Source organism: Flavobacterium sp. LMO6 (assembly GCF_009495795.1).
GTDB lineage: Bacteria > Bacteroidota > Bacteroidia > Flavobacteriales > Flavobacteriaceae > Flavobacterium.
In genome coordinates this window covers 120,632-141,846 of record NZ_WIBH01000006.1, presented here as the reverse complement: position 1 = coordinate 141,846, position 21,215 = coordinate 120,632, and the positions used below count along the sequence as shown (strand labels likewise).

Genomic DNA, 21,215 nt, shown 5'->3' with positions numbered 1-21,215 from the left:
CATGAAAACAACTCTAAAAATAATAGTTCTTTTTATATCTATACTGCTTACATCTTGTAATGCAAACTTAAATATAGGTGACGGAATAGACGGAAGCGGAAACGTAATTACAGAAAAAAGAAATATTACTGATTCTTTTACCAAAATTGATGCTAGTACTGGTGTTGAAGTTATTCTAGAACAAGGAACAACAACAGAAGTGGAAGTTGAAATAGATGATAATTTAATGGAATATGTAATTACAAAAGTTGAAAACGGAACTTTAATTGCAAAAATTGATGGAAACATTAATACTACTGAAGCTATCATTATTAGAATAAAAACAACTAAAATTGACGGTTTAGAAGCTTCAAGTGGTGCCAGTATTCGTTCAAAAAGTACTTTAAAAGGAACTAACATTTCTATTGAAACCAGTAGCGGAAGCGTTATTAATACCGATTTAGAATATGAAAAAGTAATAAGCGAAGCTTCAAGCGGAAGTGAAATAACACTATTAGGAAAAGCGTTGATTGTAGAAACAAGTTCTTCTAGCGGAAGCACAATTAATGCACAAGATTTAGCTGCAAATGAAATTACAGCCGAGTCTACAAGTGGCAGTAATACTACCGTAAACCCTATAGTTCTTTTAAATGCAAAAGCCTCTAGCGGCAGTTCAATTGTATATATTAAAGCTGCTAAAAAAATTGTAAAAGAAGAGTCTTCTGGCGGAAGTGTTTCTATAAAATAAGTGTATTTAACAAACAATTAATATTTTATTAACAGCTTTATTATAAGTGTTTTATAATTTTACAAATAACAGTTTTAACCATAAATTCAACTCAAATGATTAAGTTAGTAATTCAGGTCGTAGAATTTGTTTTTACTTTGATAGTAAATCTTATAGATTCCATCATATAACCCATTAAAAGCATTGGCAAAAGCTAATGCTTTTTTGTTGTTTTAAGTTGTAAAACCAAAAGAAAAAGTATATTTCTATATCTAAAAAGAAAAAAATGGAATAAATTTTGTGTATGTTTGTGATATAAAATTATCATAAAAATGTCAAAAAAAATCTCATTTCTATTCACACTTTTATTCCTAACTTCTATTGTAGTTGCCCAAAAAAAAGAGAAAATAAAAGGATCTAAAATTGTAACTGTTTCTGTTAAAGAAACTCCCTCTTTTGAAAACATTGAAATAAATGACAATTTTGAAGTATTCTTAGTTAAAGGAGAAAAATCTTCTATTGAAATTGAAGCCGATGATAATCTTCATGACATTATAAATTACGAAGTGGCAGGTGGAACACTACGAATTACTTCTTTAAGAGATGTTTCAGGTGCAAAGAAATTTGCAATTCGTATTAATTATACTTCTGAATTAAAATTAATAACCGCTAAAAATGAAAGCTCTATTCATGCTTTGGCCGATTTAGAATTAGATAATATTACTATTAAAAATTACGATAACTCAAGATCTTTTTTAAATGTAAAAGCAAATTATTTTGCTCTTGTATTAAATGATAAATCTGAAGCAGAAATTAATGTTAAAGCAGAAAATACTTCTGTAGAATTAAGTAAAAATACGGAACTAAAAGCTTTGATTAATTCGCCAGAATTAAAATTAGACATGTATCAGAAAAGTTCCGCTACTATTGAAGGAAAATCTAAAAATGCTAAAATTAGAATAGACAATAACAGCGTATTAATCGCAAAAAAATTAGATATTTATAATTTAGAATTAACTTCTGAAAATTATGCCAAATGTGAAGTTTATGTTTCAAACAAACTTATATTAATGGCATCAGGAAAAAGTGAAATTGACTTATTTGGCGATTCAAAAATTCAGATAGATAAATTTACCAATAATGCTATTTTATCTAAAAAAGACAAATAAAAAAAGGAGCAATTGCTCCTTTTTTTATTGTTCATTACCTCCTTTTATAACATAGGTGTAAAACCAAGTAATTGTAAAAGTGGGAATAATATCTACAAATGGAATTAACTCTTCTATAAAACCAAAAATTCCTGCTAATTTTCCAACAGTTCCTTTAAACATCAATATCAACAAAACTCCTGAAATTGGTGCCCAAATTAAATCAATCAATTCACCATAAACTGGAATTAAATAAGATATCATTCCTATTCCGTCAAACAATAGACTCAAAATCAGTTTAGTGATTTTGTCGTTTTTACTTGGTTGAATCGGGTTTTTTATTAGTTCATCCTTCATTTTAAATTTTGTAAGTTCTATTACGAATATACAAAACAAATGCCAAATTATTCTTTATGAATCATTTTATAAAAATCGTCGCGAAATTCCTTCTGATTAAAAACACCACCATATTGTAATGTTGATGTATAACTACTTTCGTCTTTAATTCCTCTACTAGAAACACACAAATGAGTTGCTTCCATAACAACCATAACATTATCTGTTTCTAAAACAGTTTTTAATTCATTAAAAATTTGCATAATCATTCGCTCTTGAACTTGTGGTCTGCGTGCATAATAATCAACAATTCTGTTTAATTTAGATAAACCAATTACTTTTCCAGATGAAACATATCCAATGTGCGCTTTACCAACAATAGGTAAAAAATGATGTTCGCAAGTAGAGTTAAAACTAATATTTGCTTCCACTAACATCTTATCATACTGATACGAATTATCGAAAACCGAAATTTTAGGTTTGTTAGCAGGATTTAAACCTGAAAATATTTCTTGAACAAACATTTTTGCCACACGATGTGGCGTTCCTTGTAAACTATCATCGGTCAAATCTAAACCAAGTTCTTTCATGATAATTTCAAAATGGTGTTCAATAACTTCCATTTTTTGAGCATCAGATCTCACAAAAGCATCACTTCGCAAAGGCGTTTCTACAGATGTCATTTGATGATTGTCTCCAATAATGTCGAATATTTCTTTTTCAATAGTAGTGTTCATAGCAATTTTCCCTTCTATTTTAATTTTGTTCTATAATATTTTCTTAGTTTCTCTAATTTTGGTGCAATAACCATTTGACAATAACCTTGACTTGAATTGTCGTTATAATAATTTTGGTGGTATTTTTCAGCTTCATAAAATACAGTTGCTGAAGAAACTTTGGTAACTATCTTTTTATCATACAATTTTTCTTTTTCAAGTAATTGAATGTAATTTTCAGCTTTGTTTTTTTGATCTTCAGAATAATAGAAAATTTCGCTTCTATATTGTGTTCCTATATCGGCTCCCTGACGATTTAACGTTGTTGGGTCGTGAGTTCCAAAAAACACTTCCAACAAATCTTCGTAAGCTACTTCATTAGGATCAAATGTAATTTGAATTGCTTCTGCATGTCCTGTTGTTCCTGTACAAATTTCTGTATACGTCGGATTTTTAGTGGTACCTCCAATATATCCCGAAACTACTTTTTCTACTCCTTTAATTTCTAAAAAAATGGCTTCTGTACACCAAAAACAGCCGCCAGCAAACGTTGCAACTTCCATACCTTCTTTCATTTTTGTTTTAACCGGTTCTTTATATTCTTCTTTTACAATTGGTTTTTCTTTTGCAGTACACGAACTTAAAACCAAACTCAAAACTAACGACAAGCCTTTAATACTATTTCTCATATTTTTTTCGTTTATTTTGTTTAACAAATTTACATAAAAATTAAACACAAATTACATTTTAACTAAAATTTATTACTTGATTTACATGAATAGCGCTACATAGTTTTTTTATTAGACGAAAATCTTTGTTTCTTTGTATAAATATTGGAATATGATACTTGCAAAAAATCTACATAAATATTACGAATCGCTTCATGTTTTAAAAGGCGTTGATCTTCACATAAAGAAAGGAGAAATCGTTTCAATTGTAGGAGCTTCTGGTGCCGGAAAAACAACTTTATTACAAATATTAGGCACTTTAGATCTTCCAAACAAACAACAAAATACCGTATTAGAAATTAATGGCTCATCAGTACTAAATTTAAAAGATACAGCCCTTTCAAAATTTAGAAACCAACATTTAGGATTTATTTTTCAGTTTCATCAATTATTACCAGAATTTACAGCATTAGAAAATGTTTGCATTCCGGGTTTTATTGCAAATCGAAATAAAAAAGAAGTAGAAACAGAAGCAAAACGATTATTAACTTATTTAGGTTTAGCTGAAAGAGTTGACCATAAACCAAGTGAACTTTCTGGAGGAGAACAACAAAGAGTAGCTGTTGCAAGAGCATTAATAAACAAACCCGCAGTAATTTTTGCAGATGAACCTTCTGGAAACTTAGACACACAATCGGCAGAAATGCTACATCAATTGTTTTTTAAACTGCGTGAAGAATTTAACCAAACTTTCGTAATTGTAACCCATAATGAAGATTTAGCCAATATGGCAGACAGAAAATTAGTTATGAAAGATGGTCTAATTTTAGAATAATGATAGTCGTTATAATTAGTTGGTTACTCATTTTTTATATGATTTCTGTTACTGGAATAGTAGCAAAAAAAAGCCTGAAACTAACTGATGATCCTACTTTTATTCTTTTATATGGAATTATATTTCAAACTCTCTTTATTGGAATTTTTGCTTTTTTCTATAAAATTGGAAGTCATTTTTTTATAACAAATTGTTGTTTAGTAGTATTAGCTAGTTTTTTTATAAGAAACGAATTAAAACTATTTACATCTTCTTTATTTACCACTTTTAGCTTAAAATCAAAAGTAATTTTTAGCTTGTTCATTTTGTTAGTTGCTCTTAAATCTGCTCAACTACCAAGTATTTTTGACAATGAAACATATTACATACAAACCATTAAATGGCTTAATGAATTTGGTTATATTAAAGGAATTGCAAATGTCCATCCTTTTTTAGCTCAATGTTCCTTTTGGCATGTTTTTCAAAGTGGATTTAATTTTTCTTTTATTTCTGATTCTTTTAATGATGTGAATGGTTTGCTTTTAATTATAGGAATCTATTATTTCTTTCAAAAATATAATACACAACCAAATATATACCTCATTGTAAATAGCTTATTTTTAGTTGTTTATTTTCAATTTATTGATGCACCATCACCAGATTTGCCTATATTAGTTTTCTTGAGTATATTTTTTAATGAATTTATTTTCAATAACTTAGACACGAGAAAAAGAAAATCGCTATTCCTTTTTTTAATTTTTCTAGTCTTTATTAAGCTAACAATTGCTCCATTGCTGCTGCTTTTATATTTTATATTAGATAAAGAAAAAAAAATAATTGTATTTGCAATTTGTACTGGACTTATCTTTGGTATTACTTGGATCATTAAAAACCTTATTATTACAGGATATCCTTTGTTTCCTTTGAGTTTATTTGATTTTAATTTTGATTGGAAATTACCAATTGAATCCATGAATTATATGTACAAAAACATCAACAATTTAGGTTATGCTGAAAATGTATCTATCGCACACGATTACAGTTTACTTGAAAAATTAAATTTTTGGATTCATTTAAAAGGAATAAACGGATTTTTTAATAGTAGCATCATAATTTTATTGTTTTTAACACCATTTACCAAGTTATATAAATCGATAAAAAACTTTAAAATTCTATATTTTGTGTTGTTGATTCACTTTGTTTTTTTGTTAGTAACATCTCCTCAATATCGATTTTTCTTACCTACAATCATATGCTTAGGAACTGTACTAATTTATGATGTTTTAATGCGTATAAATTTTTCAAACAATGCTATAATCATAAGTTTATCGATACTTTTAATAAATTTTAGTTTGTTTTTTGATTTGAAAATTATTTCAATAAATGAAAAATTCAATATTAATTGTGTTATTTATCCTTCTTCTAATTCAAAACATAATAGCTCTAGATTTAAAGAAAAAAGTATTGGAAATTTTAAATTCTACGATCCAAATCTTCCAAATTTATATAAAACTTCAAATGGAAAATTACCTTGTGTAAACAACAAACTATTTGAATTTTATACGTTTTATCCTCAACAAAGAACCTCAAATATAAAAGATGGATTTTATGCAAAAAAAATCGAAAATGACTAAGCAAGAATTAAAAGATTTCTTAGACGAAAAGGTTGATTTATATAATAATCCTAAATTTATAGAAAGCGACCCTATTCAAATTCCACATTTATATTCATTAAAAGAAGACATAGAAATTGCTGGATTTCTTGCCGCTACAATAGCTTGGGGCAATCGCAAAATGATTATTAATAATGCACAAAAAATGATGAATTTAATGGGAAATTCACCTTATGATTTTATTATGTCGCATTCAAATGAAAATTTAGAATCATTAGAGAAATTTGTTCATAGAACTTTTAACGGTCAAGATTTTATTGGATTTACAAAAGGATTGCAACACATTTATAAAAACCATAACGGATTAGAAGCTGTTTTTGCTAAAGAACATACTACGATGCAACATACCATTTCTAATTTTAAGAAGTTATTTTTTGAAGTTCCCCATTTAGAACGAACTGAAAAGCATATTTCTGATCCAATGAATGGTTCTGCTGCTAAAAGAATCAACATGTATTTACGTTGGATGATTAGAAATGACAACAAAGGTGTCGATTTAGGTATTTGGAAAAACAGTTCTTCTGCCCTACTTTCTTGTCCGTTAGATGTGCATTCTGGAAATGTAGCTCGAAAATTAGGATTGCTCACTCGAAAGCAAAATGATGCAAAAGCAGTAGCCGAATTAGATGCCAATTTGCGAATATTAGATAAAAACGACCCCGTAAAATACGATTTTGCTTTGTTTGGATTAGGCGTTTTTGAAGGGTTTTAAATAGTGAAAATTAAATACTCTTAATATTTGAACTATTTTTAGCTGAAGAAATACTTCGCTTATTAAAATTTAAGTAGTTTTACCATTCAAAATTTAGAAATATGCATACTGACTATATTGTTGATGAAAATTTTTCTGATATAAATTATACGGAAAACGATATAAAATTCAAAGAATATGAAAATTGTACATTTACAAACTGCGATTTTAGAGCATGTTCTTTTATTGCTGTAACTTTTATTGATTGCATTTTTTTAGATTGTAATTTTAGAAATACTAAAATTAATCATGTTTCTTTACGAGATGTTTGGTTTACAAAATGCGATTTTACTTCGGTAAATTTTGCTATGACCGATCAAATTTTATATGAATTTCATTTTAAAGACTGCTTACTCGATTATGCACAGTTTTATAGTTTAAAACTTAAGAAAATGCAATTTATTAATTGCAGCATGATTGCAGTTGATTTTATGGAAAGCGACCTTTCTGAAGCTCTTTTTGACAACTGCAATCTTAGGCATGCGGTTTTTATTGGAACAACAGCCAATAAAACTGATTTTTCTACTAGCTATGATTTTATAATTGATCCTGAAAAAAATAAACTTAAACGTGCTATCTTTTCTACTGAAAATTTATCTGGTTTGTTAAAGAAATACGACTTAGTTATTAAGTAAGTATTTGAATTAAAATTTCAATTGATATACATCATCTAAATCTTTATCACAACTAAAGTTAACACCTAAATCGGTTACATAACCCGAATTTAAACCATAAACCCAGCCATGTAATGATAATTCTTGGCCATTTTTCCATGCATTTTGAACAATGGAAGTTTTAGCTAAATCCATAACTTGCTCTTTTACATTTAGTTCTACAAACTTGTTAAATCTTTCTTTTTCATCAGAAATAGAATCTAAATATTTTTGGTGAAAACGATATACATCTTTTATGTGACGAATCCAATTATCAATAATACCAATAGAACTATTTCCCATTGCAGCTTTCACACCACCACAACCATAATGTCCGCAAACGATAACGTGTTTCACTTTTAAAGCATTTACAGCATAATCTAAAACGCTTAACATGTTCATATCAGAATGAACGACCATATTTGCAATATTTCTATGAACAAAAACTTCCCCTGGCTCAGCTCCTATAATTTCATTAGCAGGAACTCTACTATCAGAACAACCAATCCACAACAAAGGAGGTTGTTGCCCATCGGCTAAATTGTTAAAATATTCTGGGCTAATAGCTAATTTATCTTCAACCCACTTTTTATTATTTTCTAGTATTTTTTTATAAAAATCACTCATTATGTAATTTAATTAATTAGTTATTATGATTAATTTCAACATGATTAAACTTCGTATTTTCAATATTGTAAGATTCTTTAAATCCTTTTAATGTTAATGTTATATTTTTATCAACAGCCTTAACATCTCTAAAATCTTTTATCATTTCAACAACATCAAAATCAATAAAATCTGTATTTGATGCATCTATAATTACTTTAGAATTTTGCGGTATTTTTTTAAATGTATTTTTTATTGCCGCCTTATTTAAGAAAGATACTTCTTGTGCTAATTTTATAGTAATAACATCTCCATCATGAAAAGATTCTCTTTTAAATGAATAAGCAATTTTTAAATTTTGATATAAAATAAACAAGATACTAACAGCTAATCCAATTGCAACACCTTTTAGCAAATCAATTCGTACAACAGCAATAACGGTAATTAAAAAAGGGACAAATTGCGTGTATCCGTTTTTCCATAAATGAATAAAAACACTTGGTTTAGCCAATTTATAACCTACCATTAACAAAACAGCCGCTAAAGCCGAAAGTGGAATTTTATTTAAAATAAACGGAATCGCTAAAGCAAATACAATTAATAATATGCCATGAAAAACTGTAGCTAATTTAGTTCTACCACCAGAATTAATATTTGCAGAAGAACGAACAACAACAGATGTCATAGGTAAACCACCTAGTAAACCGCTTACAATATTACCTATTCCTTGTGCTTTTAATTCTCTGTTTGTATTGGTATACCTTTTAAAAGGGTCTAGTTTGTCTGTAGCTTCTATACATAACAAAGTTTCAATTGAAGCAACAACAGCAATAGTTAGGGCTACTATCCATACTTTTTCATTTGTTAAGGCAGAAAAATTTGGCAGTGAAAACCCATTTTTAATTTCTAAAAAGGAAGGTAAATTAACTAAATGATTCTTTGTTGTAATTGCTAACGATGAGTCTGTTTGAATGAAAAACTCATTTAATAAAATACTAAAAACCACTACAACTAAGGCACCTGGAACAACTTTAATATTTTTTAATAATGGCACTTTTTCCCAAATTATAAGAATAAATAGAGATACTAATACCACAATTAAAGCCCCTGAATGGATGTAGTTGATTGATTCTATTAAGGTATCAAAAGTAGTATGTCCTGATTTTTCTATATAAAAAAAATCGCCTTCATTGTCAACATCATGACCAAAAGCATGTGGAATTTGTTTTAAAATAATGATTATACCAATAGCCGCTAACATTCCTTCAATAACACTAGTTGGAAAATAATTAGAAAAACTACCTGCTCTTAAAAATCCTAAAAGAATTTGAAATAATCCGGCTAAAATAACAGCCACTAAAAACACATCAAAGCCTCCTAAATCTGTAATTGCAACTAATATTATGGCTGTTAAACCAGCCGCTGGCCCCGTAACACTCAAAGCAGAATTACTAAGAAACCCAACAACGATACCTCCAATTACACCAGAAACAATACCTGAAAACAAGGGCGCTCCAGACGCTAAAGCAATACCTAAACATAAAGGCAATGCTACTAAAAACACAACCAATCCAGCTGCAAGATCACCTCTTACGTTGGAAAAAAAAGAATGGTTATTCATGAAATTTTTTATACTAATACATTAATAATACACGCTATAAAATGAGTGCTTATGAAAAAAGAAAATGTATTAGATAAAATTTGGTGGAGGAGAAAAAATTTGATGCGCTAAATTATCAAAACTTAAATCATGTTTAACTAGTACGTTTAGATTTGCTAATTTATTAGATGAAAAATTTATAAAAAAATAACTCGTTGTTGGAGAAAAATGTATCTCATCAAATGAAGCGTGACTTTCTTCTTCTTCACTCAAGTTATAGAAATAAGAAGTATCAACTTGATCATCTACCATACCTATTAAAGTAGGAGTTGCTAAAAAAGCAATAAACAAGATTAAAAAAGTAGTTGATAAAAATTTCATATAACAAATATAAATATATTTTATGTAAAATTTTAATCATAGAGCATAAAAAAAATGCTGTGAAAATTCACAGCATTTTAATTTTAAATTTCTTCTTCCATCCAGGCTTTAAGCATCCAATTTGTCTTTTCTTGTTCAGAAATAAAATCACTCATCATTGAATTTGTTCCTTCGTCATTAATTTGACCTGCTTTATCTAAAATAATTCGTTCTAGTTGCAACAAAACAGATAATGATTCTAAAACTAATTGAATTGCTTCGGTATCTTTAGATATGTTTTTTCCAACTTTTAATTTACTGTTTTCAATGTAATCAGAAAAAGTATGTAAAGGAGTTCCTCCTAAAGTAAGTACACGTTCCGCAATTAAATCGATTTTAATTTGACTATCATTATACAATTCTTCAAACTTAAGATGCAAATCAAAAAAGCGCTTACCACGAATATTCCAATGCAATCCTCTTAAATTTTGATAATATATTTGAAAATTGGATAGTAATCCGTTTAAATCGTTTACTAATTCCTCTGACTCTTTAATGGGTAATCCTAGACTATTCAATTTCATAATTTCTATTTTGATTTATTCAAATTTACAAAATTTAAGCCCTTTAATGTATAAATTTAATTGATAGTTTTTATATTTGCATAAAATTTATCAATAACATGACTATAACACAACTATATTACGTTTTAGCAGTAGCTGAATACAAAAATTTTACACTTGCTGCAGAAAAATGCTTTGTAACACAACCTACATTAAGCATGCAAATTCAAAAATTAGAAGATGAATTAGATATTTTAATTTTTGATAGAAGTAAAAAACCTATAATATTAACTGAAATTGGAGAAAAGATTGTAAATCAAGCCAAAAATATAGTTAACGAAGCAGGACGAATTAAAGATATTGTAGACCAACAAAAAGGCTATATAGGCGGAGAATTTAAAGTTGGAATTATACCAACGGTAATGCCTACTTTACTCCCAATGTTTTTAAATAACTTTATTAAAAAATATCCTAAAGTAAATTTAATAATTGAAGAACAAACAACTGAAGAAATCATTAAAAAATTAAAAAATGGTCATTTAGATTGTGCCATTGCAGCCACTCCACTTGAAGAAGAAAATTTAAAAGAGATTGTGTTGTATTATGAACCTTTTGTAGCATATGTTCCTGCAAATCATCCAACTATTGATAAAAAAGAAATTGAGACTTCCGACTTAGATTTAGATAAAATTTTACTCTTACAAGACGGACATTGTTTTAGAAATGGAATTTTAAACTTGTGCAAAAACAATAAATACATTTCAGATAGCCATTTTCAATTAGAAAGCGGAAGCTTTGAAACCTTAATTAAATTGGCAGATGAGGGATTAGGCATAACATTGCTTCCTTACTTACATACTTTAGATTTAAATGATAAAAATAAAGAAAAATTAAAACCTTTTAAAGATCCAAAGCCTGCTAGAGAAGTAAGTTTAATTTATCCTAAAAATGAATTAAAAATACATATTATTAATGCATTAAGAGATGTGATTTCTGGAGTTGTAAGAGGCGCAATTGCTTTTAATGACGTAGAAATAATAAGTCCTAAAACAAAATAAATTTGAAGTAATTCCATAAAAAAAGTCCCAATTAATTGGGACTTTACTATTTAGTTAATATAAATTAAACATTGTCTTAATTCTGGCTTTTCTTTAGTATATTGAATAAGCCAATCTCGTAACTGATCTATTTCGTAAGGCAGCAATAAACGTACTGCTTTCTCTAATTCTTTACAAAATAATTTCGCATCAAAACTCACTCTCTCCAAAATTGATTTGGTGTAAGAAAACATTGGTCTAGGCATACTTTCTTCTTAATAATTAGTTAGACTTTGGGATAAGAACTTATTGTAAAGATAAATAAAAAAATCTTTACGAAAACGTTTTAGTTGTTAAAATAAATGCTAAAATTTTATTAAATTCTTACTTAGTACTAAAAATCATACATTTTTTGTAGCTCGTAACATTTCTCGTTTTCCTGGAGCTCCGGGTAGTTTTTCTATTGAAAATCCTACACTTAGCATCGCGTTTTTAATTGATGAACGGCATGCATAAGTTACTAAAGTTCCTTTTGGTAAAAGTGCATCGTACATTTTCTTAAAAATGACTTCACTCCATAATTCTGGCTGTAAAGGAAAACCAAAAGCATCAAAATAAATTAAATCAAATTGGCTTTTGTCTTCAATATCTTGAAAAAGCTGTTTTCTCTTAGTTAAATGAAAGTTTTCAAAAATCGTTTCTTGGTTTTCCCAATTACAAGAATGCATCTTATCAAAAACCTCTTGATACTTTTCAGCTTCTAATTCAGAAACGTAATTCATTTGTGCAATTTCTTCCTTTGAAATGGGGTACGCTTCTACTCCAACGTAATTTACTTTTTCTTTATTTATAGTTTCTAAAAAAGTAATAAAAGCATTTAAACCCGTACCAAAACCAATTTCTAAAATGGAAATCGAATCCTGATTTTGAAATAAATCCAATCCGTTTTTTATAAAAACATGTTTCGCTTCCTGAATAGCGCCATGAGTTGAATGATAATTCTCATCCCATTCCGGAATTCGTATGGTTGTGGAACCGTCATCGGTGATAATAATTTCTCTTTTCAAGATTTTTTGCTTCTGTTATTATAATTATTTAAAATATTCCAAAAAATAAATATTATTAATGAAAATAATAACACAAAAAAAGGAGATATTTTTATACCGTAAATTAAATGTAAAAATTCAATCAATATTGCGCTTCCAATAATTGAAATAATTACTTTTTTCATTTATTACTCAATATACAACTTCTTAATTTTCGGTATCGGTCCTCCACATTTTACTTCATGACATTTAATACAAGCATCGATTCCGTTATTAAAATGTTCTTTTGCATTTTTTGGATCTTCATAAATCAATTCTTGTGCTTTGATGAACTTAGCTGCTTGTTCGTTAAAAAAAGCATCTTTATCTGTTTCATCTGTCATTACCGCTTTGTGAATTTTAATAAAATGTTGCGGAAATTTACCAATAGTATCTCCTTTAACAATTCGTTCTTTTAAACGTTGATTATCAACATACATTTGCTCCATTAGCGCTGCCATTTCATACATTTCAAATCCGTCTTTATTTACCTTTGAATCCGATTCGCAAGCTTCTTTTTCTGTTGCTTTATCGTTAGATTTCTTTTCGCAAGAAATTACCAAAAAAGCAAAAGTTAGAATTAGAAAAAACTGTTTCATTATTTAGCAATTAAAACGCCATCAGCCATAAAAGAATAAGTAACTTTTGGCTCCGTAATACTATCAATAGCGGCCTGAGATTTCCCTGCATCTTTAGCATAATGTTTTAAAACATCCACACTTTCAACACTTACAAATGCTTTTCCATTTACAATTACTTCTTTGTCTTGGGCATTTTTTGGAACAAAAAAACCATAATCTTTAAATTTTACAAAAGCCTCTTTTTCATCAGCTAAACCTAAAGTCATCCAACATCCTTTCTTTTGACAAACTTCATTAATTCCAGATTTGAATTTAACTTCTAAAGTATCACCTTCTTTTAATGTTGCAAATTTTTCCATCATTTCAGTGTTAGATAATGCATTTTCAGATGAAATAGAATCTCCAAAAACAGCATAATCTACTTTTTCAGTTACTGGTGTTGTCTCTTTTTTTTGTTCACAACTAATAAAGATAGCTGCTAAAAGTGATAGCGTAAGTATTTTTTTCATTTTTAAAATATAAGATTTAAACAAAATTAGCTATATTTTTTTTACTTTTACGACACTATAAAAAAAATCTTTTTCTTGAACAAGAAATTAAACTTTACATAGCTTTCAAAAACACTATTGACATTGTTTGTTTTAGTATTAGTAATTTGATTTGAAGTTTTTATTAAGACAATAATATATCCGTTGTTGATAATTATTTTTTATTAAGTGAAAAGAAAACTTCTTTTTTTTAGTAAATTTGCAATGAAAATGTAAAAATCAACCTTTTTTTTATTGATTATACAAAATTATAAATTATAACAGTTTACGCCTAATGGAATTAAAAACTTTAAACGAAATTGAAATTATTTCGGCTCCACATTCAAAAATCAACGAAATTGATTTTGAAAATTTAACCTTTGGTAATGTTTTTACAGATCATATGTTGGTATGTGATTATGTAAACGGAGCATGGCAAAAACCTGTTATTGAACCATATGCACCTTTTATGATTGATCCTTCGGCTAAAGTTTTCCATTACGGACAAGCTATTTTTGAAGGAATGAAAGCTTATAAAGACGCACAAGATGATGTTTGGTTATTTAGACCTGATGAAAACTATAACCGTTTTAATAAAAGTGCTACTCGTATGGCAATGCCTGAAGTTCCTGAAGACGTTTTCTTAGGAGGTTTACACCGTTTATTAGAAATTGAAAAAGAATGGGTTAAAAAAGGAAAAGGGAATACCTTATATATACGTCCGTTTATGATAGCAACCGGACATGGTGTTATTGCTGCTCCTTCTCAAGAATATCGTTTTATGATTATTTTATCTCCAGCAAAATCTTACTATTCTGGAGAAGTTAAAGTAATTATAGCGGAACATTTTAGTAGAGCTGCTAACGGTGGAATTGGAGCTGCGAAAGCGGCAGGAAATTATTCTGCACAATTTTACCCAACTAAATTAGCAAATGAGCAAGGTTTTCAACAAATTATTTGGACAGACGATGCAACGCATACCAAATTAGAAGAAGCAGGAACTATGAATGTTTTCTTCAGAATTAATGATACTTTATTTACAGCACCTACAAGTGAAAGAATCTTAGATGGTGTAACTAGAAAAAGTGTTATTGAATTAGCTCAAAGTGAAGACATAAATATAGAAGTTCGTTCTGTTTTAGTAAACGAATTAGTTACCGCTGCAAAAGATGGTTCTTTAAAAGAAATTTTTGGGGCTGGAACTGCTGCAGTCATTAATCCAATTGTAGGTTTTTCTTACTTAGGTGAATATTACGAATTACCAAAATTAGAAAATCCTATTGCATTAGAAATAAAAGAAAAATTAACTAACATTCAATACAAACTAGCTGAAGATAAATTTGGATGGACTGTTAAAATTTAGTAAGCAGTCGCAGTCGCAGTTATCTGTAAAAATAAAACACTGATAACTGTGACTGGAAACTGTGACTATTTTAATATTTCTTCAAAGTTGGGTTTAAAGTAATTTGGACCTTTCATCACTTTTCCATCTTCTCTATAAATTGGTTTTCCATCTTCTCCTAATTTACTCATATTAGAACGTTGAATTTCATCAAACACTTCTTCAATTTTATGTTGCAAACCGTGCTCTAAAATTGTTCCACACAATATATAAAGCATATCTCCTAATGCGTCTGCAATTTCAACTAAATCATTATTTTGAACGGCTTCTAAATATTCTTCATTTTCCTCTTTCATTAAATTAAAACGAAGCTCATTTTTTAACTTTCCTAAATCGGCTCTCATTTCTTCACTAACTCCTAATCCGTAGGTTTCATGAAATAACTTTACTGCATTTAATTGTTTTTGCATAATTATCTGTATAAATTTCATTAAATTTAAAAAAATTGAGCATAATAAATTCTTATTTTTGTAAAAATTTTCAATATGTTTTCAACAGGACAAATTTACTTTGCTATTTTCTTTATTATCGCTTTTGTAATTACAATGATATTAGTTTATCGTAAAGATTTAAAGGTGCTAAAGCCTTTTTATAAAGGAACCTATTGGGTTTTTATTGGATTTTTAGTCTTTATTGGATTACTCTTTGTAATTAAAGTACTTATGAAAGATTAATTTTCTTACTTTTGATGAACAAACATAAGCTGCAATGAGAATTTTAAAATATATTTTACTACTACTTCTTCTTTTAGGTGTGGCTTTTGTTGTATTTGTAGCTACCCAAAAAAGTGATTACACCATTGTTCGTTCTAAAGAAATAAAAATCTCAAAAGATATTGTTTATAATTTTGTAACCGACAGCACCGCACATATAGATTGGAATCCTTGGAAAAAAGACATAGCTGTTTTTGAAAATATAAAATTAGTAACTGGTGACACAATAATCCAATCTATTTTAGTTAAAGGAGAAAAAAACGAATCGTTTATGCGGTTTCAAAACACCAAAAAAGGAGCTTTAGTTACCTGGAAATTAAAAGGAAAGTTAGATTTTAATCTAAAATTACTGAGTGTTTTACAAGGTGGCGTTGACAATGTTTTAGGTGATAAACTTGAGGAAGGATTAAACAATATTGATTCGTATTTAGTAAAAGAACTAACCACTTACAATATTAAAATTAATGGTTTGGTAACCAAGCATGCTACCAATTATATTCAACAAATAGATACTTGTTCTTTTGCAGATTTTCACAAAGTTTCAAAAGCAATGTTGCAAAATATGATGGCGTTTGTTGACAAAAACGATATAATCATTACAGGTTTACCATTTATCAGTTATAATTCTTGGGATAATAAAACAAAAACTACCATTTTTTCTATGTGTGTTCCTGTAGAAGAAGAAATTTTAACTACTGATGGAAGTGAAATTTCTGGTGGTCATTTTGATGAATTTTTAGCTATAAAAACAACATTAACAGGAGATTATTCTCACAATAAAGAAGCTTGGAATAAAACCCTTGCTTACCTAAAAAAGAAAAATCTTATTGAAGATATAAATGGGGCTAAAATAGAAGTTTACAAAATAAGTTTACCTAAAGAACGTAAACCATCAAAATGGGTAACTGAGCTTTATGTTCCAGTAAAAAAAAGAATTTATATTGCTAAACCAAAACCTGAAGTTTCTCAAGAAGATAACACTACTCCTTCTGAAACTACAACTACAAATTAATAATTATTTCAAATTTTAAATAATGAATAAACTATTTTTATCTATTGTCTTTTTACTAATTGGATCGTACATAAATGCTCAGGAAGTTGAAATCAAAAATGACAAAGTTCTTTTAGATGGAAACCCTATATTAAAATATGAAAAAATAAATATTTTACAACATTCGTTCTACTCTTTAGAAAGCGATGATGAAATCTTGCTTTTTAAATGGCATGATAACGAAACATCTGAATATAGCGATGATGACTATATTATTCTAAACTTTTTACTAGAAAAAACTAAAGTTGAAACAACAAGTGTTGAACATGTTATTGCAGGAATTGGAATGAATTCAAAAAAGAATATGCAAAAACTAGTAAAATGGTTACTAAAAGAAAAGGTTTTAGATGCAAAAGGAAACATAAATCCAGAAAAACTTCAAACTTTCTATGATAAGTATAATGAAGACATTACCAAAAGAACATCAAGATAACAAAAAAGGACATTTTAAATGTCCTTTTTTGTTTAATTTTTAACCTTCCCTATTAAATGTTTTACAACTGTTTCTGCAGCATGTAATCCAAAAAGAGCCGGCATCCAACTATTAGTACCGTAAAACGATTTTTTAAAATTAGTGCCATCTGTAGTTTTAATACTCGAATAATCGGGTCTTTCAAAAGAATAAACCACTTTTACACCTTTAGAAATTCCTGCTTCTTTTAAACGTTTTCGTACATTTTTAGCTAACGGACAATATTCTGTTTTACTTATATCTCTCACGCAAACTTTCTCAGCTTCATACTTTCCTCCTGCTCCCATATTACTTATTACTTTAACTTTTTTACGTTTACAAGCAATAATTAAATTTAATTTAGGAGTTACGCTATCAATACAATCTAAAACGTAATCAAATTCATTTGAAACCAGTTCATACGCACGTTCTGGTGATAAAAACTCTTCTATTCGCGTTAATTTTAATTCAGGATTAATATCTAGTAATCTATCGCCAACAATTTTTACTTTTGGCTGACCAACAGTACTATGTAAAGCTGGTAATTGACGATTGATATTGGTAATATCAACCACATCGCCATCCACAATGGTCATGTTTCCAACTCCAGCACGAGCTAAAAATTCGGCAGCAAAACTTCCTACTCCACCTAATCCAACAACTAAAACATTTGCGTTTTCTAATTTTTGAATTCCTTCTTCTTTAAATAACAATACTGCTCTTTCTTTCCACTTTGCCATTTTAAATGTTTAATGTTTTAGTTTATTGATTGTGATTAAAAACTGATGAAAAATTAGCAAAAACAATAGCTTTCATCTCCTCTAAAGAAATTCCTTTTATAGAAGCTGCTTTTTCATACACTTCATAAATAGATTCTTCAATCGTATCTGTTTCTAATAAAATTTGATTTTCGGGTGCAAAGGTAAATACTTTTTCTAAATCTGGATTACGAAGCAAGTATTTTCCAAACGAAAGATAAAAACCATTATTCAAAAGCGATTTTGCTACTTGTTCGTTTTTTGAAAAACCGTGAATGATCATTGGGTTTTCAATTTTAAGTTCTTTTTTTATTGCTATAACTTCATCATAAGCAGCTACGCAATGCAAAACAATGGGTTTATTAGTTTGCTTAACCAAATCTATTTGCATTTTAAAAACCTTAATTTGAGTTTCAAACGGAATTTCTATTCGCTTATCTAAACCACATTCACCCAAAGCTAAACATGAAGTTAATTGTAACTTTTCTTTAATTATATTTAAATCCGATTCTAATCGACTTTCATCAATATACCAAGGATGAATTCCAATAGAATAGTTTGGAATCGACGTATCAAATTCCCATGGATACTGATTTACAACCTCGATAACATTATCTAGATTAGAAAATTTGTGCGTATGTAAATTGATAAACTTAGTCATGGAATTTCTTTACACCAGCTAAAATTTCAATATTCAAATCATTTTCTAAAGGTACAATCGGGCACGAATATTCGTAATTATATGCACAATACGGGTTATATGCTTTATTAAAATTGATAGTCCAAATTTTACCTTTCTGAATTCTCATATCTACATATCTTCCTCCAATGTAACTTTCTTTTCCGCATGTTAAATCAGAAAATGGCAAGAATAAATAATCAGCATAACCTGGTTTTTTTATTAAATCTTTATTCTGATAAACGTTTAATTTAAAATCTTTCCCTTCAATTGAAAAATGCAATTCGCCATATTTTACATAAAGAGGTGTTCTAGAAGTTGTTGTTTTCATGCCAAAAGGTTTTTCCTTTTTGGTTCTAATAAAAGTCGCTTGAACAATATATTTTTCAGAAATTGGATAAAAATCTAAACCTTTAAAATGCTTAAAATCTTCTTTAGTTAATGGACTTTTTAAAGAATCTGCGTAACTTTTATTCAATTCAAGTTGAAATTTTTCGGCTAAAGCCAAATCATTTTGAGCTAATGCAAATGATGAGTAAAGTAGAAAAAGTAAGATTTTATTCATTAGTAGAATTTTTTACAAAAATATATAAATTCTATAACATTTTAATCGTTATAGCTTTTGTAAATTTGCAATTCAACATTAGGTATGCTAAAAAAAGCTTTTCATAAATATATCGATAATTTCAGAGGATTTTCTCGCGAAATTTGGATACTTACACTCGTTACTTTTATTAACCGTGCCGGAACAATGGTACTTCCATTTTTATCAAAATACTTGAAAGAAGATTTACATTTTTCATATAGTCAAGTAGGTTGGATTATGGTTAGTTTTGGCTGTGGTTCTATTTTAGGTTCTTGGTTAGGAGGAAAATTATCCGACAAAATTGGATTTTATAAAATCATGATTTTTAGTTTATTAACCAGTGGAATTGCTTTCTTCGGATTGCAATTTGTTACTAGTTTTGAGGGCTTATTGTTAGCTATGTTTTTAATAATGTCGGTTGCCGATATGTTTCGACCGGCAATGTTTGTTTCGCTAGGTGCTTATGCCAAACCAGAAAACAGAACTCGCGCCTTAACATTAGTTCGATTAGCCATAAACCTTGGATTTGCAGCCGGACCAGCTTTAGGAGGACTTTTAATTATGAATGTTGGATACAAAGGCTTGTTTTGGGTAGACGGTGCTACTTGTATTTTAGCCATTTTAATATTTTGGATAAAAGTAAAAGAAAAGAAAAAATCAAAATATACCGATAATGAACATCCGGGAGAAATTTTAACGCATTCGGTATTTAAAGATACACCTTTTTGGATTTTCTTATCTGGAACCTTAATTACTGGGATTTTATTCTTCCAGTTGTTTACCACGATTCCACTATATCATAAAGAGCAATTCAACCTAAGCGAATTTCAAACCGGTTTATTATTAACATTAAATGGTGTTTTAGTCTTCTTTTTAGAAATGCCAATTGTAAGTTATATTGAAAAACATAAAATCAATAAATTAAAAGTAATTACATACGGATGTTTGGCTATGGCAATAAGTATTTATTTACTTCTTGTGAATAATTGGGCCGGAATATTAATCATTATGATGATTTTCATGACGTTTGCCGAAATGTTCGCTTTTCCTTTTTCGAATTCCTTTGCTATGAGTCGCGCTCCAAAAGGTCATGAAGGGCGCTATATGGCTATTTTTACAATGAGTTATAGTTTAGCTCATATTTTAAGTGCAAAAACCGGAATGGAAATAATTGACCGATTTAGTTATCAAACCAACTGGTTTTTCATGGGAACACTAGGTATTATTGGCGTTTTACTCTTCATTTGGACTAAAAAATTAGTGGCTAATGAACCTGCTAAAAATCTTTAAAACTAAAAAATTAGTTAAATAACTATAAAAATAGTTGTATAACTAAAAATATAGTTATAAGTTTGTTCTTCTACAAATTAAAAAGGACAAATTTATGATGATGCAAAAACTAACGAATAAAGAAGAAGAAATCATGCATATTTTATGGAAGCTAAAAAAAGCTTTTGTAAAAGACATCATGAAAGAAATTACCGACGAGAAACCTCATTATAATACACTTTCAACCATTGTTCGAAATCTTGAAGAAAAAGGGTATGTAGGTTATAACGCTTACGGAAAAACGCATCAATACTTTCCTATTGTTACCATTGAAGATTTTCGAAAAACATTTATGAATACCGCTATTGATAATTATTTCAATAGTTCGTATAAAAATTTAGTTTCTTATTTTGCTGAAGAAGATAAAATTTCGGCAGATGAACTTCGAGAAATTTTAGCATTAATCGAACAAAAGAAATAGT

General features: G+C 28.5%; 28 protein-coding genes. 13 read left to right on the top strand and 15 right to left on the bottom strand.

Annotated features, from left to right (window positions below; translation table 11 throughout):
* The first annotated feature begins 1 nt into the window (after position 1).
* Positions 2-727 (top strand): head GIN domain-containing protein, encoded by a 726-nt coding sequence (locus GFJ99_RS08130; protein ID WP_153208293.1) that lies wholly within the window; start codon positions 2-4, stop codon positions 725-727.
* Positions 728-1,038: 311 nt separating this feature from the next.
* The gene (locus tag GFJ99_RS08125) at positions 1,039-1,875 is read left to right on the top strand and encodes a GIN domain-containing protein (protein ID WP_153208292.1); all 837 of its coding nucleotides are present in this window, start codon (positions 1,039-1,041) and stop codon (positions 1,873-1,875) included.
* Between the two features lie 24 nt (positions 1,876-1,899).
* Here the strand turns inward: GFJ99_RS08125 and GFJ99_RS08120 are convergent, their stop codons facing one another.
* The 3 genes from GFJ99_RS08120 to msrA are packed head-to-tail and all read right to left on the bottom strand — an operon-like array spanning position 1,900 to position 3,595.
* On the bottom strand, positions 1,900-2,211 hold the full coding sequence (locus tag GFJ99_RS08120; protein ID WP_153208291.1) for a hypothetical protein: 312 nt from the start codon (positions 2,209-2,211) through the stop codon (positions 1,900-1,902).
* Between the two features lie 47 nt (positions 2,212-2,258).
* Positions 2,259-2,927, bottom strand: coding sequence for a GTP cyclohydrolase I FolE (gene folE, locus GFJ99_RS08115; RefSeq protein ID WP_040470088.1), 669 nt, complete (start codon positions 2,925-2,927; stop codon positions 2,259-2,261).
* Between the two features lie 14 nt (positions 2,928-2,941).
* Entirely contained in the window at positions 2,942-3,595 is a 654-nt protein-coding gene (msrA, locus tag GFJ99_RS08110) for a peptide-methionine (S)-S-oxide reductase MsrA (RefSeq protein ID WP_153208290.1), read from the bottom strand.
* 151 nt (positions 3,596-3,746) lie between these two features.
* On the opposite strand from msrA, the gene GFJ99_RS08105 reads away from it, so the two are divergent.
* From GFJ99_RS08105 to GFJ99_RS08090, 4 genes are all read left to right on the top strand, one after another.
* Positions 3,747-4,409, top strand: coding sequence for an ABC transporter ATP-binding protein (locus GFJ99_RS08105; RefSeq protein WP_008253540.1), 663 nt, complete (start codon positions 3,747-3,749; stop codon positions 4,407-4,409).
* Complete coding sequence (locus GFJ99_RS08100) at positions 4,409-6,022, top strand: hypothetical protein (protein WP_153208289.1); 1,614 nt, start codon at positions 4,409-4,411, stop codon at positions 6,020-6,022. The genes GFJ99_RS08105 and GFJ99_RS08100 overlap by 1 nt, the downstream gene beginning before the upstream one ends.
* Positions 6,015-6,773 (top strand): TIGR02757 family protein, encoded by a 759-nt coding sequence (locus GFJ99_RS08095; RefSeq protein ID WP_153208327.1) that lies wholly within the window; start codon positions 6,015-6,017, stop codon positions 6,771-6,773. Before GFJ99_RS08100 ends, GFJ99_RS08095 begins: the two co-directional genes overlap by 8 nt.
* A gap of 101 nt (positions 6,774-6,874) precedes the next feature.
* Entirely contained in the window at positions 6,875-7,447 is a 573-nt protein-coding gene (locus GFJ99_RS08090) for a pentapeptide repeat-containing protein (RefSeq protein ID WP_153208288.1), read from the top strand.
* 9 nt (positions 7,448-7,456) lie between these two features.
* Here the strand turns inward: GFJ99_RS08090 and can are convergent, their stop codons facing one another.
* The 4 genes from can to GFJ99_RS08070 form a co-directional block, all read right to left on the bottom strand.
* Positions 7,457-8,092, bottom strand: coding sequence for a carbonate dehydratase (can, locus tag GFJ99_RS08085; protein WP_153208287.1), 636 nt, complete (start codon positions 8,090-8,092; stop codon positions 7,457-7,459).
* A gap of 16 nt (positions 8,093-8,108) precedes the next feature.
* Entirely contained in the window at positions 8,109-9,692 is a 1,584-nt protein-coding gene (locus tag GFJ99_RS08080; protein ID WP_153208286.1) for a SulP family inorganic anion transporter, read from the bottom strand.
* Between the two features lie 69 nt (positions 9,693-9,761).
* On the bottom strand, positions 9,762-10,052 hold the full coding sequence (locus tag GFJ99_RS08075; RefSeq protein WP_008253547.1) for a hypothetical protein: 291 nt from the start codon (positions 10,050-10,052) through the stop codon (positions 9,762-9,764).
* Between the two features lie 83 nt (positions 10,053-10,135).
* Complete coding sequence (locus GFJ99_RS08070) at positions 10,136-10,615, bottom strand: Dps family protein (protein ID WP_008253548.1); 480 nt, start codon at positions 10,613-10,615, stop codon at positions 10,136-10,138.
* Positions 10,616-10,713: 98 nt separating this feature from the next.
* Between GFJ99_RS08070 and GFJ99_RS08065 the strand changes: the two genes are divergently transcribed.
* A complete protein-coding gene (locus GFJ99_RS08065; RefSeq protein ID WP_008253549.1) occupies positions 10,714-11,652 on the top strand; it encodes a LysR substrate-binding domain-containing protein in 939 nt (312 codons plus the stop codon).
* A 50-nt stretch (positions 11,653-11,702) separates the two neighbouring features.
* On the opposite strand, the gene GFJ99_RS13755 is transcribed toward GFJ99_RS08065, so the two are convergent.
* From GFJ99_RS13755 to GFJ99_RS08045, 4 genes are all read right to left on the bottom strand, one after another.
* Entirely contained in the window at positions 11,703-11,897 is a 195-nt protein-coding gene (locus GFJ99_RS13755) for a hypothetical protein (protein WP_153208285.1), read from the bottom strand.
* A gap of 135 nt (positions 11,898-12,032) precedes the next feature.
* A complete protein-coding gene (gene mnmD, locus GFJ99_RS08055; RefSeq protein ID WP_153208284.1) occupies positions 12,033-12,698 on the bottom strand; it encodes a tRNA (5-methylaminomethyl-2-thiouridine)(34)-methyltransferase MnmD in 666 nt (221 codons plus the stop codon).
* A gap of 167 nt (positions 12,699-12,865) precedes the next feature.
* Positions 12,866-13,315, bottom strand: a complete 450-nt coding sequence (locus GFJ99_RS08050) for a hypothetical protein (RefSeq protein ID WP_153208283.1) — start codon at positions 13,313-13,315, stop codon at positions 12,866-12,868.
* A complete protein-coding gene (locus GFJ99_RS08045; protein WP_008253555.1) occupies positions 13,315-13,806 on the bottom strand; it encodes a DUF4920 domain-containing protein in 492 nt (163 codons plus the stop codon). Before GFJ99_RS08045 ends, GFJ99_RS08050 begins: the two co-directional genes overlap by 1 nt.
* Positions 13,807-14,119: 313 nt before the next feature.
* On the opposite strand from GFJ99_RS08045, the gene GFJ99_RS08040 reads away from it, so the two are divergent.
* Positions 14,120-15,187 (top strand): branched-chain amino acid aminotransferase, encoded by a 1,068-nt coding sequence (locus GFJ99_RS08040; RefSeq protein ID WP_008253556.1) that lies wholly within the window; start codon positions 14,120-14,122, stop codon positions 15,185-15,187.
* Between the two features lie 65 nt (positions 15,188-15,252).
* Here GFJ99_RS08040 and GFJ99_RS08035 read toward each other — a convergent pair whose 3' ends face one another.
* Positions 15,253-15,636 carry a nucleoside triphosphate pyrophosphohydrolase family protein gene (locus tag GFJ99_RS08035; protein WP_008253557.1) on the bottom strand — a complete coding sequence of 128 codons (384 nt, stop codon included), beginning with the start codon at positions 15,634-15,636 and terminating at the stop codon, positions 15,253-15,255.
* Positions 15,637-15,711: 75 nt separating this feature from the next.
* Here GFJ99_RS08035 and GFJ99_RS08030 point away from each other — a divergent pair, with 75 nt between their 5' ends.
* From GFJ99_RS08030 to GFJ99_RS08020, 3 genes are read left to right on the top strand one after another with little or no spacing between them, the layout of a single operon-like run.
* On the top strand, positions 15,712-15,900 hold the full coding sequence (locus tag GFJ99_RS08030; protein ID WP_008253558.1) for a membrane protein: 189 nt from the start codon (positions 15,712-15,714) through the stop codon (positions 15,898-15,900).
* A gap of 34 nt (positions 15,901-15,934) precedes the next feature.
* A complete protein-coding gene (locus GFJ99_RS08025; RefSeq protein WP_153208282.1) occupies positions 15,935-16,951 on the top strand; it encodes a GyrI-like domain-containing protein in 1,017 nt (338 codons plus the stop codon).
* A gap of 22 nt (positions 16,952-16,973) precedes the next feature.
* Positions 16,974-17,423: a hypothetical protein gene (locus GFJ99_RS08020; RefSeq protein WP_153208281.1), complete on the top strand. Its 450-nt coding sequence runs from the start codon at positions 16,974-16,976 to the stop codon at positions 17,421-17,423.
* A gap of 32 nt (positions 17,424-17,455) precedes the next feature.
* On the opposite strand, the gene GFJ99_RS08015 is transcribed toward GFJ99_RS08020, so the two are convergent.
* Genes GFJ99_RS08015 through GFJ99_RS08005 form a run of 3 tightly spaced genes read right to left on the bottom strand, consistent with a single transcriptional unit; the run spans position 17,456 to position 19,443 of the window.
* Positions 17,456-18,181 (bottom strand): ThiF family adenylyltransferase, encoded by a 726-nt coding sequence (locus GFJ99_RS08015; protein WP_153208280.1) that lies wholly within the window; start codon positions 18,179-18,181, stop codon positions 17,456-17,458.
* 22 nt (positions 18,182-18,203) lie between these two features.
* The gene (locus GFJ99_RS08010) at positions 18,204-18,860 is read right to left on the bottom strand and encodes a TatD family hydrolase (protein WP_153208279.1); all 657 of its coding nucleotides are present in this window, start codon (positions 18,858-18,860) and stop codon (positions 18,204-18,206) included.
* Complete coding sequence (locus GFJ99_RS08005) at positions 18,853-19,443, bottom strand: DUF1684 domain-containing protein (protein WP_153208278.1); 591 nt, start codon at positions 19,441-19,443, stop codon at positions 18,853-18,855. The genes GFJ99_RS08010 and GFJ99_RS08005 overlap by 8 nt, the downstream gene beginning before the upstream one ends.
* An 84-nt stretch (positions 19,444-19,527) precedes the next feature.
* Between GFJ99_RS08005 and GFJ99_RS08000 the strand changes: the two genes are divergently transcribed.
* A complete protein-coding gene (locus GFJ99_RS08000; protein WP_153208277.1) occupies positions 19,528-20,754 on the top strand; it encodes an MFS transporter in 1,227 nt (408 codons plus the stop codon).
* Between the two features lie 100 nt (positions 20,755-20,854).
* Entirely contained in the window at positions 20,855-21,214 is a 360-nt protein-coding gene (locus GFJ99_RS07995; protein ID WP_153208326.1) for a BlaI/MecI/CopY family transcriptional regulator, read from the top strand.
* Position 21,215 lies beyond the last annotated feature (1 nt).